This window comes from Nocardioides sp. (genome assembly GCF_024509035.1).
In the GTDB taxonomy this organism is placed as follows: domain Bacteria; phylum Actinomycetota; class Actinomycetes; order Propionibacteriales; family Nocardioidaceae; genus Nocardioides.
Genome location: NZ_JANINT010000056.1, coordinates 30,997 through 43,906 on the forward strand (window position 1 = coordinate 30,997; position 12,910 = coordinate 43,906).

Sequence of the window (12,910 nt, forward strand, 5' to 3'; positions counted from 1 at the left end):
CAAGGAGGTGACCCCTGTGCCGCGCGATCCCGAGCTGAGCCCGTCCGAGGAGCAGGTGCGTCGCCTGCTCGCCGACGCCCGCCACATCGAGCCGATGCCCGACGAGGTCGTGGCTCGACTCGACGGCGTGCTGACAGGTCTCGCCGCTGAGCGCCGCGACGTGGACCACGCCGACCGGTCGGCCGCGATCGCGGCCGACCTCGCGGCCGCCCGGCGCCGTCGTACGGCGCGCAACCTGCTGGTGGCGGCCGCTGCCGTGGTGGCGATCGGCGTCGGCATGAACTCCGTCGACCTGACCGTCTCGGGTGACGACGATGGCTCCGCGGCCACGTCCGACTCCGGCGGTGCCGCCGCTGATGCGCCGCCGGCAGCCCAGGCCGAACGAGACGGCGGGGCCCGGCATCAGATCCCCGAGCCCCAGGGGAGCCTCGAGGCCGACAAGGACGGCGTCACGGGCTCGCTGGCGTTCGCCGAGCCGGTCCGGCTCTCCTCGGACCGCTTCGGGGCTCAGGTACGCCGGCTGCACACGAGCACCAGGACGATCACGATGGCGGACTCGGTGAGCCCGGCCACCGACGGCCTCTTCAGCCTGAGCCGCAGCCCGCTGCGCGCCGGCTGCTCGACACGGGGGTGGGGCGAGGGTCTCCTGGTGCCCGCGCGCTACGACGGCCAGCTCGGCGCGGTGATCTTCCGCAAGGCCACCGGCGAGACCCAGGTCGTCGACCTCTTCCTGTGCGGCAACGACGAGCCGACGCGGTCGACCACGCTGCCCGTGCGGTAGGAGCCTGCTGCACAGTCGCCCCCGACCGGGGAAGATTCCTCGCCTACGATCGGTTCTACTGCTGCGCAGGTCCACTGCGCCGAATCCCACCTCCGAGGAGAGTCGTACTCCATGTCCGACGCCCAGACCGTTCGCAACGTGATCGTCATCGGCTCCGGCCCGTCCGGCTACACGGCCGCGCTCTACACCGCGCGCGCCAACCTGGCGCCGCTGGTGTTCGAGGGATCGGTCACCGCGGGCGGCGCCTTGATGAACACCACCGAGGTCGAGAACTTCCCCGGCTTCCGCGACGGCATCATGGGCCCGGCGCTGATGGACGAGATGCGCGCGCAGGCCGAGCGGTTCGGTGCCGAGCTGGTCGCTGACGACGTCGTCGAGGTCGACCTGACCGGAGACGTCAAGATCGTCAAGACCGCCACCGACACCTACCAGGCACGCGCGGTGATCCTCGCGATGGGCTCCGGCTACCGCAAGCTGGGCCTGCCGCGCGAGGAGGAGCTCTCCGGCCGCGGCGTGTCGTGGTGTGCCACGTGCGACGGCTTCTTCTTCCGCGACCAGCACATCGCGGTCGTCGGCGGCGGGGACTCCGCCATCGAGGAGGCGACCTTCCTCACCCGCTTCGGCTCCAAGGTGTCGCTGATCGTGCGCCGCGACGAGCTGCGCGCCTCCAAGATCATGCAGGAGCGGGCGTTCGCCGACCCCAAGCTCGAGATCGAGTGGAACTCCGTGGTCGAGGAGATCAACGGCGAGGACCGGCTCGAGTCGGTCACCCTGCGCGACACCGTCACCGGTGAGACGCGCACCCTCGCCGCGACCGGCCTGTTCATCGCGATCGGCCACGACCCGCGCTCGGAGCTCCTGCCCGGCCAGGTCGACCTCGACGAGAACGGCTACGTCATCGCCAGCCACCCCTCGACCGGCACGAACCTGCCCGGCGTCTTCGCGGCCGGCGACCTGGTCGACCACCACTACCGCCAGGCGATCACCGCCGCCGGCACCGGCTGCGCCGCCGCCCTCGACGCCGAGCGCTACCTCGCCGAGCTCGACCACGCGGCCTCGGGCCCCGTCGACGCCCAGCGCCGCGCCGACGCCGAGATGGCCGGCGCCTGAGCCGGGCCGTGTCCGGAGCGGCGGGGAACATCGCCGCCCGGCGTGGTGTTCGATACGTGTAGACCTCAGCGTTCAACGAAAGGGAAACCCCGTGGGCAACATCGCCGCCGTCACCGATGCCGAGTTCGAGGCTCAGGTGCTCAAGTCCGACAAGCCGGTCCTCGTGGACTTCTGGGCGGAGTGGTGCGGCCCGTGCCGCCAGGTCGCCCCGATCCTCGACGAGATCGCATCGACGCACGGGGACAAGATCACGTTCCTGAAGATGAACGTGGACGAGAACCCCGTCACGCCCTCGTCGTACCGCGTCACCGGCATCCCGACGATCAACGTCTACCAGGGCGGCGAGGTCGTGAAGTCGATCGTCGGCGCCCGCCCCAAGGCCGCGATCCTCAACGAGCTCGCTGACCTCATCTGACGCACCGCGAACGTCGACCCGCCCGAAACTTTCGGGCGGGTCGATGTCATTTCAGGCGCCGCGCGTGGCCTTGGGCGCCGGGGTGATCGGCTTGGGCTTGGGTGCCGGTCTCATCACGCCGACGAGCCGTTCGAGCGCGGCCTCGACCTCGTCCTTCCAGCTCAGCGCCATCCGCAGGTCCATCCGCATCCGCGGCGTCGTCGCGTGCGCGCGATGGGTCTTGAAGCCCACGCTGCTCAAGAAGTCGACGGGGAGCAGGTGGCGTCCCGGGCGGCCGGCGGTGTCGCCGAAGGCCTCCACGGCCGCGATCCCACCGCGCTGCACCAGGTCGCGCGCCATGCCCTGCACCAGCATCCTGCCGAGCCCGCCCCCACGCATCCCGGGATCGACGTAGGCCATCGTGAGCAGGACGGCGTCGGGCGAGACCGGTGCCGTGGGGAACCCCCCGGCCCCCGGCAGGTAGGCCTCGGGCGCATAGACGACGAAGCCGACCGGTACGTCGTCGACCAGCGCGACACGCCCGCACGAGCCCCACTCGCGCAGCACCTCGGAGACCCAGGCGTCCTTGGCGGCACACGCGGCGTCGCCCTCGACCCGGTCACGGCGTACCGGGTCGAGCTCCCAGAACACGCACGAACGACACGGCAGGGCGAACGTGTCGAGGTGGTCCAACGTCAGCCGGACGATCTTGCGTGACACGCAGTCCCTCCCACTCCGCGGTCCCGGTGCTGCGCGCCGCGGCGGCATCCATCATGCTAGACGGGTCATGGAGAGCCAGCCCGCCCGCGCGTCCACCCGTCTCGACTCCTACGTCGACAGGTACGCCGCGCGCACGGCCGGCATGACCGCCTCGGAGATCCGGGCCCTGTTCTCGGTCGCGTCCCGCCCCGAGGTGGTCTCGCTGGCCGGCGGGATGCCGAACATCTCCGGGCTGCCGCTCGACGTCGTCGGCGGCGCGATCTCCGAGCTGGTCGCCACCCAGGGACCGGTCGCGATGCAGTACGGCTCCGGACAGGGCGTTCCCGAGCTGCGCGAGCAGATCTGCGACGTCATGCGCCTGGAGGGCATCGACGCGCATCCCGACGACGTCGTCGTGACCGTCGGGTCCCAGCAGGCGGTCGACCTGGTGACGCGGATCTTCTGCGACCCCGGCGACGTGGTCATCTGCGAGGCGCCGTCGTACGTCGGTGCGCTCGGTGTCTTCAAGGCCTACCAGTGCGACGTGGTCCACGCCGAGATGGACGCCGACGGCCTGGTGCCCGAGGCGCTGCAGCAGGCGATCACGGCGACCAAGGCGGCCGGCAAGACGATCAAGTTCCTCTACACGATCCCCAACTTCCACAACCCGGCCGGCGTGACCCTGTCCCCGGCTCGCCGTCACGAGGTCCTCGAGATCTGCCGGCGCGAGGACATCCTGGTCCTCGAGGACAACCCGTACGGACTTCTCGGTTTCAGCCGCGAGCCGATGCGAGCGCTCCGCGCCGACGAGGCCGAGGGCGTGATCTACCTGGGCTCGTTCTCCAAGACCTTCGCTCCGGGCTTCCGCGTCGGCTGGGCGCTCGCGCCGCACGCGGTGCGCGAGAAGCTCGTGCTGGCGCAGGAGTCCGCCACGCTCTGCCCGCCGCAGTTCTCCCAGATGGCGGTCTCGGCGTACCTCGCCCAGCACGACTGGCAAGGGCAGATCAAGCAGTTCCGCGAGATGTACCGCGAGCGCCGCGACGCGATGGTCGAGGCCCTCGACGACCTGATGCCCGCGAGCTGCCGGTGGAACGTGCCCGACGGAGGCTTCTACGTGTGGCTGACGCTGCCCCCGGGCATCGACGCCAAGGCGATGCTGCCTCGCGCCGTCACGGCCCGGGTGGCCTACGTGCCGGGCACCGCGTTCTTCGCCGACGGGTTCGGCTCCAGCTCGATGCGACTTTCGTTCTGCTACCCCACCCCCGAGCGGATCCGCGAGGGCGTACGCCGGCTGGCCGGAGTCCTCGAGGCCGAGATGGAGCTGCGCCAGACGTTCGGCGCGAACGCCTCCGCCCCGACGCTCGAGGTGCGCAGCGGTTACGACGCGCCCAGCTCTGACCTGACCTGACCCTGTTGATCCCGACAATGATCCTCGTGTGAGCGGAGAAGACGTGGCTGCCACCACCCCGACCCATGCCCAGGTGCTCGTCCTGGCCGGCGGTCTGTCCCACGAGCGGGACGTCTCGTTGCGCTCGGGCCGGCGCGTCGCCGAGGCGTTGCGCAGCACCGGGCTGGAGGTCGCCGAGCGCGACGTCGACGCGGCTCTGCTGACGTCGCTGCGCGCCGACCGGCCGGACTGCGTCGTCCCGATGCTCCACGGCGAGACCGGCGAGGACGGTGCGATCCGCGAGGTGCTCGACCTGCTCGACGTGCCCTACGTCGGTGCACCGCCGGCCGCCTGCCGGGTCGCCTTCGACAAGCCGGTGGCCAAGGCCGTGGTCGCCCGCGCGGGCGTCCTGACGTCCGAGTCGGTCTGCCTGCCGCACGAGACCTTCCGCGAGCTCGGCGCGGCGGCCGTGATGGCGGCCCTGGTCGAGCGCCTCGGGCTCCCGCTGATGGTCAAGCCGACCCGGAGCGGCTCCGCGCTCGGCTGCACCGTGGTGCACACCGCCGAGGAGCTCCCGGCCGCCATGGTCAACGCGTTCGCGTACGGCGACGTCGCGCTGCTCGAGCGGTTCGTCACCGGCCTCGAGGTGGCCGTGCCGGTCGTCGACGACGGTTCGGGCCCGCGGGCGCTGCCCGCGGTCGCGATCCAGCCCGACGGCGGCGTCTACGACTACACCGCGCGCTACACAGCCGGCGCCACCGAGTTCGTCACGCCCGCGCCGTTGAGCGAGGAGGTCGGGGCCGAGGTCGCGCGGGTGGCGCTGCTGGCCCACGAGGTCCTCGGGCTGCGCGACGTCTCCCGCTCCGACCTCATCGTCGACGGGGACGGTCGGGTGTGGTTCCTCGAGGTCAACGTGGCTCCCGGCTTCACCGAGACCTCGACCGTGCCGTTGGCCATCAGCGCCGCAGGCCTCGACCTCGGGGCCGTCTGCGCGGCGATGGTCCAGGCGGCCGTGACTCGCGGCGGCAGGTCGTGACGATGCGCGACATCTCCTACCCGCCCGTCATCCTGGCGGCCAAGACCGCCTTCCGGCTGCTCGGCCAGCGCATCGTGATGACCGGCACCGAGCACGTGCCGCGGCGTGGTGGCGTCCTGCTGGCCTGCAACCACGTCAGCTACGTCGACTTCATCTACGGCGGGCTGGCTGCCAACCCGTCGGGCCGGTTGGTCCGGTTCATGGCCAAGCGCGAGATCTTCGACCACCCGGTGGGCGGACCGGTCATGCGGTCGATGCACCACATCGAGGTCGATCGCGGCGAGGGCCTGGCCTCCTTCCACCAGGCTGTCGACTACCTGCGGGCCGGAGAGGCGGTCGGGATCTTCCCCGAGGCCACCATCTCGCGGGCGCTGGTCCTCAAGGAGTTCAAGACCGGCGCGGTCCGCATCGCCGCCGAGGCAGGCGTCCCGGTGCTGCCGGTGGTGCTCTGGGGCACCCAGCGGATGCTGACCAAGGACCATCCCCGCGACCTGTCGCGCGGCAAGACCATCGCCATCAGGGTGGGCGAGCCCCTCCATCCGACCGGTGCGGACCCGGTGGCCGAGACCGCCACGCTCAAGAGCGCGATGGGCGACCTGCTCGACCAGACGATCCGTGCCTACCCGCCCCAGGAGCAACCGCCCGGCTCGTGGTGGCTGCCGGCGTCCTACGGCGGCGGCGCCCCCTCCCTCGAGGAGGCCGCCCGCATGGACGCCGAGGAGAAGCGGCGGCGCGCTGAGCGCAAGGCTCGTCACCAGCAAGGCGATTAGTCGACAAAGCCATATATCGCTTTGGTGATGTGTGGCTAGATCGGCCTGTCGCTGCGGTTGCGGGGATCCATGATGTCCACGATCCGACGCAGGTCGTCGAGCGAGGCGAACTCGACGGTGATCTTGCCCCTGGACCGACCGAGGTCGACCTTCACGCGGGTCTCGAGCCGGTCCGACAACCGCTCGGCGAGGTCGGCCAGGCCCGGGGCGACCGGCTTGGCCCGCGCGGTCCTGGTCACCGGGCGGTCGACGTCGCGGACGGCGACGATCTCCTCCAGACCGCGCACGCTGATCCCCTCGGCCACGACGCGCTGCGCGAGGCGGTCCTGCAGGTCGGCGTCCTCGATCGCGAGCAGCGACCGAGCGTGGCCGGCCGAGAGCACCCCCGCAGCCACGCGACGCTGGACGGCCGGACTGAGCTTGAGCAGCCGGATCGTGTTGCTGATCTGGGGCCGGGATCGCCCGATCCGCGACGCGAGCTCCTCGTGGGTGCAGCCGAAGTCGTCGAGCATCTGCGCGTAGGCCGCGGCCTCCTCCAGCGGGTTGAGCTGGGAGCGATGCAGGTTCTCCAGGAGGGCGTCGCGGAGCATGGCGTCGTCGTCGGTGTCCCGGACGATCGCAGGCACCGTCTCGAGGCCGGCGAGCTGGGTGGCGCGCCAGCGGCGCTCGCCCATGACGAGCTCGTACTCGTCGCGCCCCAGGCGACGCACGACGACCGGCTGGAGGATGCCGATCTCCTTGATCGAGTGGACCAGCTCGGCCATCGCCTCCTCGTCGAAGACCTGTCGGGGCTGGACCCGGTTCGGCCGGATCTGGCCGACCGGCAGCTCGGCGAAGTGCGCGCCATCGACCGGGGCGAGCTCGACCTCGGAACCTCGCCCGGCCGCGCCGCTCGCGTCGGTGGACTCCGCTGCCCCGCCGACCTCCGACGAGGACGAGTCGGCCGCGGGGGCGGTCGGGATCAGAGATCCGAGGCCGCGTCCCAGGCCGCGGCGCTGGACAGGACGGTGCGTGCTCATGAGGCTGCTCCCTTGACCGCGATCTCGCGCGCGGCCTCGAGGTAGGACAGGGCCCCGGGAGATCCGGGGTCGTAGGTCATCACGGTCTGGCCGTACGACGGGGCTTCGGAGACCCGCACCGAGCGCGGGATCGTGGTCTTGAGGACCTGGTCGCCGAAGTGGTCGCGGACCTCCTCCGCGACCCCCGCGGCCAGGCGGGTGCGCGCGTCGTACATCGTCACCAGGATCGTCGAGACGTCGAGCGACGGGTTGAGGTGGGCCTTGACCATCTCCACCGTCTCCAGCAGCTGTCCCAGTCCCTCGAGCGCGTAGTACTCGGCCTGGATCGGGATCATCATCTCGTTGCCGGCGACCAGGGCGTTGAGCGTGAGCAGCCCCAGCGACGGCGGACAGTCGATGAGGACGTAGTCGAGACGGTCCTCGCCGAGCTCCTGGGCGGTGCCGACCCGCGGGTGGCCGAGGATCGCCCGTCGCAGCCGGCTCTCGCGTGCCACGACCGAGACCAGCTCGATCTCGGCGCCGGCGAGGTCGATCGTGGCCGGCACGACGCTCAGGCCGTCGACCTCGGGGCTCTCGGTCGCCACCTCGACCAGGGGCACCCCGTCGACGAGGGCGTCGTACGTCGACGGTGTCCCGCGGTGGTGGTCGACACCGAGCGCGGTGGAGGCGTTGCCCTGGGGGTCGAGGTCGATCACGAGGACGCGCTGCCCGAGCTGCGCCAGCGCGGCCGCGACGTTCACGGTCGACGTCGTCTTGCCGACGCCGCCCTTCTGGTTGGCGACGACGAACACCCGGGTCGCCGATGGCCGGCCCATCGGCGGTCGCAGGCGAGCGCCCTGGCGCGCGAGGACGACGTGCTCCGCGGCCCGCGCCAGCGGGGTGGCGTGGTCGTGGTCGAAGTCCGGGGCGTTGACGGCGATGTCCGCTGCCGTGCGGACCGGATAGCCGGACACGAGGGGCTGGGGCGCGGTTTCACGTGAAACATGGTCGTCGGTCGACGCGCCGCTCCCCTGTGGATAGGACACGCCGTTCTGTGGAGAGACACGCTCAGTCGACGTCTCCGTACCGGTGGAAAACTCCGTCACGCTCCACGCCTCCGGTTCGATGTGCCGCGCGTGCGTCGAGCGCGGTCTGAGGGCCTTCCGCCCGTGGGCGGTGCCGCAACTGGCCAAGATACCCGCCGCGGATCGGCCCAAGCCACCCGGACCGCCAGCGTGGTGGACGGACCGTCCTCGCCGCCGAGGACGCGGATCTCGGGCTCCGCGCAGCCCCATCTGGCCACGACGGGACGCGCCGCCTCGATCTCGGCCGACGCCGAGGACCCCTTCATCGCGAGGAGGACCCCGGTGGGCTCGACGAGCGGCATCGACCAGCCCAGCAGGCGGTCGAGGGGAGCCAGCGCCCGGGACGTCACCACGTCGAACCGCCGTTGGCCATGCAGGGACTCCGCTCGTCCTCGCACCACCTCCACCGACTCCGACAGTCCGAGCTCGGTGACCGCCTCCTCCAGGAACGTGGTGCGGCGCAGCAGCGGCTCGACCAGCGTGACACGCAGGTCGGGACGAGCGATCGCGAGCACCAGGCCCGGCAGCCCGGCACCCGACCCGAGGTCGCAGACGCGCGCGTCCTGGGGGATCTGCTCGGCCAGCAGGGCGCAGTTGACCAGGTGTCGCTCCCACAGTCGTGGCGCCTCACGGGGACCGATCAGCCCCCGGACGACACCGTCGGTGGCCAGGAGGTGGGCATAGTGCTCGGCCAGCTGCAGCCGCTCAGACGGAAACACCCCCCGCGCCTCATCGGGCGCGGAGGGCGTTTCACGTGAAACATCGTCCGGGTCCATCAGCCGGGGAGCACCACCACGCGGCGACGGGGCTCGACGCCCTCGGACTCCGACGTCAGGCCGGCCGCAGCGACAGCGTCGTGCACGACCTTGCGCTCGAACGGCGACATCGGGTCCAGCCTGGCGCTCTCCCCGGTTTCGCGGACCCGCGCCACGGTCTCCTCGGCGAGCTTCACCAGCTGCTCGCGCTTCTGGGCCCGGTAACCGGAGATGTCGAGCATCAGGCGCGAGCGTTCGCCGGTCTCACGATAGACGGCGAGCCGAGTCAGCTCCTGCAGCGCGTCGAGCACCTCGCCCCGCGCGCCGACCAGCTGCGACAGGTCGGCCCCCACGATCGAGACGGCCGCACGGTCGCCGTCGACGTCCATGTCCAGGTCGCCATCGAGATCGGCGATGTCGAGAAGCTCCTCGAGGTAGTCCGCGGCGATGTCCCCCTCCTGCTCCAGCTGCTCGACGCGCGATCGGGCGGGGGAGCCCTCGTCCTGGGCGTCCACGGCCTCGTTCGGTGCGGCCGCGACGACAGCGTCGTCGGTCACCTCGGGGGTCTCCTCGTTCATGGCGTCATCACTCACTGCTGCTCTCCCCTGGAATCGGGCTTGGACTGCGGCTTGGACTGCGGCTTCGGCTTCGCCTTCTGGTTGGCCTTCCGGTCGGCCTTCTGCTGCGCCTGCGCCTTCGTCTGCTTGGACGTCGACGCTCCACCGGCCGGTGCCTGCGGGGCCGGGCGCGGGTTCGTCGTCTTCTTGCGCTGCTCGCGCGACTGCTTCTTGGGCTGCTGACGGGCCTGCGGACGCGGGGCCTCGACCTCGGCAACCGTCGTCGTCCCACTCTCGCCGACCACGGGGTGGCCGTGTCGCTCGGCCTTCGCACGGTCGCGATCGGCCTTCGCCTGAGCGGCGGCGGTGCCCGGTGCGGGGTTGTTGCGGATGACGTAGAACTGCTGGCCCATCGTCCACAGGTTGGAGGTGGTCCAGTAGAAGAGGACCGCGATCGGGAAAGCGATGCCACCGACCGCGAACACCACGGGCAGGACGTAGAGCAGCAGCTTCTGCTGCTGGGCGTAGGGACCGCTGAGCGCGTCCGGCGGCATGTTCTTGCTCATCAGCTGGCGCTGCGTCGTGAAGGTCGTCGCGGTCATCGCGAGGACCAGGATCGCCGCGACGACCATGACCGCCGACGAACCGTCGTTCTGGAGGAACGTCGCCTTCAGCGGGATGCCGAACAGCTCCGCGTTCTGGAAGCTGGTCGCCAGGTCGGTGGTGATGAACGCCTTGCCGTCGCCCTTCGCCGCGTGATGGTCCAGGAGCCGGAACAGCGCCAGGAAGATCGGCATCTGGATGATGAGCGGCAGGCACGAGGCGAACGGGTTGGTGCCGCTGTCCTTGTAGAGCTGCATCGTCTCTTGCGCGAGCCGCTCGCGGTCATGGCCGTACTTCTTCTGCAGCTCCTTGACCTTGGGCTGGATCAGCTGCATGTTCCGGCTGGACTTGATCTGCTTGACGAACAGCGGGATCAGGGCCGCGCGCACCGTCAGGGTCAGCCCGATGATCGACAGCACCCAGACCAGGCCGCTGTCGCCGTCGAGCCCGATGGTCTCGAGCACCCAGTGCCAACCGACCAGCACCGCGGAGATCGCGTAGTAGAGCGGCGTCATGATGAAACCGCCGATGTCGCCGAGGAATCCCACGGGTCAGGCTCCTTGCTGGGGAGAGGGAGAGGGGCCCGCGCCACGGCGGGAGGTTCGAAGGGGGACCGGGTCGTAGCCGCCGGCGGCCCACGGGTGGCACCGCACGAGACGTCGCACCGTCAGCCAGCTGCCGACGACGCTGCCGCGCTCGCGCACCGCCTCGAGAGCGTAGGCCGAGCACGTCGGGTGATAGCGACAGACCTGGCCGTACAGCGGGCTGATGAGCAGTCGGTAGGCCCGCAGCAGCCCGATGAGCAGGAGCCGGAGCGGGTCGTACCTCACCTGGCCACCTCCGCACGGGTCCGTTCGAGGCAACGTGCGAGGTCGGCACGGAGTTCCGAGCTGGTGGCCGTTGCCGCGGGCGGCAGCGCCCGGACCACGAGCACAGCAGAGCCCGGGAGCGTCGAGAGGTGCTCCCGGGCGAGGTGTCGGAGGCGTCGCTTCACCTGGTTGCGGACGACGGCGTTGCCGACCGCCTTGCTCACCACGAGACCGACCCGTGCTGCAGGATCGGCGCCGGCCGCCGGATCGGCCCACAGATGGACCACGAGGGTGCGCCGCCCGGCGCGACGACCCGAACGGATCGCCGCACGGAAGGTGGCGCCGTCACGCAGGCGGTGCGCCGCGGGCAGCACGAGGCCGGCGCGGGAAGCGGGCGGAAGCCCGGCCGTCAGACGGCGAGGCTCTTGCGACCCTTGCGACGGCGCGAGGACAGGATCGCGCGGCCGGCGCGGGTGCGCATGCGCAGGCGGAAGCCATGCACCTTGTGACGGCGGCGGTTGTTCGGCTGGTACGTACGCTTGCTCACGAGCTTCTCTCCATCGTGGGTCAGGGCAGTCACGCCGGGCCGGAGCGGCAGTGCGGTGCCGTTGATCGGACACGCGAGGCGCCTTTCGGCTGGCACCGCCCACCCGCGAACCGACCCCTCCGGGCGACTGCTCGTTCGTGGACATGCGGCACCGGTCGACACCGGGTGACCGAGTAACGGTACGCGCTGGCGATCCACAGGGTCAAACCAGCGCGGACCACCTCGGGCACCGGGCGTCCGACCGCCGGCCGGACCTGTGGATGACGGCTTGCCGCGGCCCGCGGCGGCGAGTTAGGTTCGAGTGCACCGAGGTTCCCCGTCATCCTCGTCGCCCACCGGACCAGCAGGTCGTGTGACGCCCGCCACATCAGCGAATAACCGCCGCTGACCTGCACAGATGTCGATCCGCGCCGGCGTCGGGATGATCTCGGACGGAGGCTCTCCACAGCGGGGGCACCGGGTTCACAACCTGTGGACAAAGTTGTGGAGACAGATCGGCGGCCTCGAGGTCGCCGGTTCTCCTGCGGGACCGCCGGACGTCGCCGACGATGGGGTCCGGGCCCGCGGCGGAACGGATCGGCAGCGAAGCGGGAACGACGGAGAAAGCGGGAGCGGTGGACCAGAGCACCTCGGACCTCGGAGTCGCCTGGCGCGGCGTGGTCGACGACCTCCAGCCCAACCAGCGCGCCTGGCTGCGCGCCAGTGAGCCGGTCACCCTCCACGAGAGCACCGCCATCGTCGCGGTCCCCAACGACTTCACCCGCAACCAGCTCGAGGGCCGCCTGCGCGCCCAGCTCGAGGACGCGCTGACGGTGCGCTTCGGTCGCGAGATCCGGATCGCGGTCACCGTGAACCCCCAGCTCGAGGAGCCGACCGAGCCCGCCGGCGCCGAGCACCTCGACTCATCGACAAGTCGTGAAGTCGCTATGTCGACAAGTACCGCCGATCCTGTGCCGATGCCGGTGGCCCCGCCCGCACCGGAACCTGCCGACCTCGGCGCCCGCCCGTCCTCCCTCGAGACCCGGCTCAATCCCAAGTACACCTTCGAGACCTTCGTCATCGGCTCGTCCAACCGGTTCCCCCACGCCGCCGCCGTCGCGGTGGCCGAGGCGCCCGGCAAGGCCTACAACCCGTTGCTCGTCTACGGCGACTCCGGCCTGGGCAAGACCCACCTTCTCCACGCCATCGGCCACTACGTGCGCTCGCTCTACACCGGCGCGAAGGTGCGCTACGTGTCGAGCGAGGAGTTCACCAACGAGTTCATCAACGCCATCCGCGACGACCGGCAGGACCGCTTCAAGCGCCGCTACCGCGACGTCGACGTGCTCCTCATCGACGACATCCAGTTCCTGGAGGGCAAGACCCAGACCCAGGAGGAG

At 71.0% G+C, this 12,910-nt stretch carries 15 protein-coding genes and 1 pseudogene; 7 read left to right on the plus strand and 9 right to left on the minus strand.

The window, feature by feature from the left end; genetic code table 11:
* The first annotated feature begins 16 nt into the window (after positions 1 to 16).
* The 3 genes from Q0L15_RS05205 (at position 17) to trxA (ending at position 2,306) form a co-directional block, all read left to right on the plus strand.
* Positions 17 to 781, plus strand: coding sequence for a hypothetical protein (locus Q0L15_RS05205; protein WP_296602731.1), 765 nt, complete (start codon positions 17 to 19; stop codon positions 779 to 781).
* 111 nt (positions 782 to 892) lie between these two features.
* Positions 893 to 1,891: a thioredoxin-disulfide reductase gene (gene trxB, locus Q0L15_RS05210; protein WP_296602732.1), complete on the plus strand. Its 999-nt coding sequence runs from the start codon at positions 893 to 895 to the stop codon at positions 1,889 to 1,891.
* Positions 1,892 to 1,982: 91 nt separating this feature from the next.
* Positions 1,983 to 2,306 (plus strand): thioredoxin, encoded by a 324-nt coding sequence (gene trxA / locus Q0L15_RS05215; protein ID WP_296602733.1) that lies wholly within the window; start codon positions 1,983 to 1,985, stop codon positions 2,304 to 2,306.
* A gap of 51 nt (positions 2,307 to 2,357) precedes the next feature.
* Here trxA and Q0L15_RS05220 read toward each other — a convergent pair whose 3' ends face one another.
* Positions 2,358 to 3,005 (minus strand): GNAT family N-acetyltransferase, encoded by a 648-nt coding sequence (locus Q0L15_RS05220; protein ID WP_296602735.1) that lies wholly within the window; start codon positions 3,003 to 3,005, stop codon positions 2,358 to 2,360.
* A 67-nt stretch (positions 3,006 to 3,072) separates the two neighbouring features.
* Here Q0L15_RS05220 and Q0L15_RS05225 point away from each other — a divergent pair, with 67 nt between their 5' ends.
* The 3 genes from Q0L15_RS05225 to Q0L15_RS05235 are packed head-to-tail and all read left to right on the plus strand — an operon-like array spanning position 3,073 to position 6,177.
* Positions 3,073 to 4,392 (plus strand): PLP-dependent aminotransferase family protein, encoded by a 1,320-nt coding sequence (locus Q0L15_RS05225; protein ID WP_296602736.1) that lies wholly within the window; start codon positions 3,073 to 3,075, stop codon positions 4,390 to 4,392.
* 28 nt (positions 4,393 to 4,420) lie between these two features.
* Positions 4,421 to 5,407: a D-alanine--D-alanine ligase gene (locus Q0L15_RS05230; protein WP_296602737.1), complete on the plus strand. Its 987-nt coding sequence runs from the start codon at positions 4,421 to 4,423 to the stop codon at positions 5,405 to 5,407.
* Positions 5,408 to 5,409: 2 nt separating this feature from the next.
* Positions 5,410 to 6,177, plus strand: a complete 768-nt coding sequence (locus Q0L15_RS05235; RefSeq protein ID WP_296602738.1) for a 1-acyl-sn-glycerol-3-phosphate acyltransferase — start codon at positions 5,410 to 5,412, stop codon at positions 6,175 to 6,177.
* A 35-nt stretch (positions 6,178 to 6,212) separates the two neighbouring features.
* Here the strand turns inward: Q0L15_RS05235 and Q0L15_RS05240 are convergent, their stop codons facing one another.
* From Q0L15_RS05240 to rpmH, 8 genes and pseudogenes are all read right to left on the minus strand, one after another.
* Positions 6,213 to 7,196, minus strand: a complete 984-nt coding sequence (locus Q0L15_RS05240; protein ID WP_296602740.1) for a ParB/RepB/Spo0J family partition protein — start codon at positions 7,194 to 7,196, stop codon at positions 6,213 to 6,215.
* Positions 7,193 to 8,149, minus strand: coding sequence for a ParA family protein (locus tag Q0L15_RS05245; protein WP_296602741.1), 957 nt, complete (start codon positions 8,147 to 8,149; stop codon positions 7,193 to 7,195). The genes Q0L15_RS05240 and Q0L15_RS05245 overlap by 4 nt, the downstream gene beginning before the upstream one ends.
* A 128-nt stretch (positions 8,150 to 8,277) precedes the next feature.
* Entirely contained in the window at positions 8,278 to 8,979 is a 702-nt protein-coding gene (gene rsmG / locus Q0L15_RS05250; protein ID WP_296602743.1) for a 16S rRNA (guanine(527)-N(7))-methyltransferase RsmG, read from the minus strand.
* A gap of 56 nt (positions 8,980 to 9,035) precedes the next feature.
* Positions 9,036 to 9,593 carry a R3H domain-containing nucleic acid-binding protein gene (locus Q0L15_RS05255; RefSeq protein ID WP_296602745.1) on the minus strand — a complete coding sequence of 186 codons (558 nt, stop codon included), beginning with the start codon at positions 9,591 to 9,593 and terminating at the stop codon, positions 9,036 to 9,038.
* 182 nt (positions 9,594 to 9,775) lie between these two features.
* Positions 9,776 to 10,723: pseudogene (gene yidC / locus Q0L15_RS05260) on the minus strand (membrane protein insertase YidC); the annotation flags it as partial.
* 3 nt (positions 10,724 to 10,726) lie between these two features.
* Entirely contained in the window at positions 10,727 to 11,005 is a 279-nt protein-coding gene (yidD, locus tag Q0L15_RS05265; protein ID WP_296602748.1) for a membrane protein insertion efficiency factor YidD, read from the minus strand.
* Complete coding sequence (gene rnpA / locus Q0L15_RS05270; RefSeq protein WP_296602749.1) at positions 11,002 to 11,358, minus strand: ribonuclease P protein component; 357 nt, start codon at positions 11,356 to 11,358, stop codon at positions 11,002 to 11,004. The genes yidD and rnpA overlap by 4 nt, the downstream gene beginning before the upstream one ends.
* Positions 11,359 to 11,393: 35 nt before the next feature.
* Entirely contained in the window at positions 11,394 to 11,531 is a 138-nt protein-coding gene (gene rpmH / locus Q0L15_RS05275) for a 50S ribosomal protein L34 (protein WP_011758123.1), read from the minus strand.
* A 548-nt stretch (positions 11,532 to 12,079) separates the two neighbouring features.
* Here rpmH and Q0L15_RS05280 point away from each other — a divergent pair.
* Positions 12,080 to 12,910 (plus strand): DnaA/Hda family protein (locus tag Q0L15_RS05280; RefSeq protein WP_296602755.1); only part of this gene is annotated, 831 nt, incomplete at its 3' end.

Coding starts and splice junctions, on each gene's coding strand:
- trxB (WP_296602732.1), top strand. CDS start 893: ATGTCCGACGCCCAGACCGTTCGCAACGTGATCGTCATCGGCTCCGGC.
- Q0L15_RS05235 (WP_296602738.1), top strand. CDS start 5,410: ATGCGCGACATCTCCTACCCGCCCGTCATCCTGGCGGCCAAGACCGCC.
- Q0L15_RS05225 (WP_296602736.1), top strand. CDS start 3,073: ATGGAGAGCCAGCCCGCCCGCGCGTCCACCCGTCTCGACTCCTACGTC.
- Q0L15_RS05255 (WP_296602745.1), bottom strand. CDS start 9,593: ATGAACGAGGAGACCCCCGAGGTGACCGACGACGCTGTCGTCGCGGCC.
- Q0L15_RS05240 (WP_296602740.1), bottom strand. CDS start 7,196: ATGAGCACGCACCGTCCTGTCCAGCGCCGCGGCCTGGGACGCGGCCTC.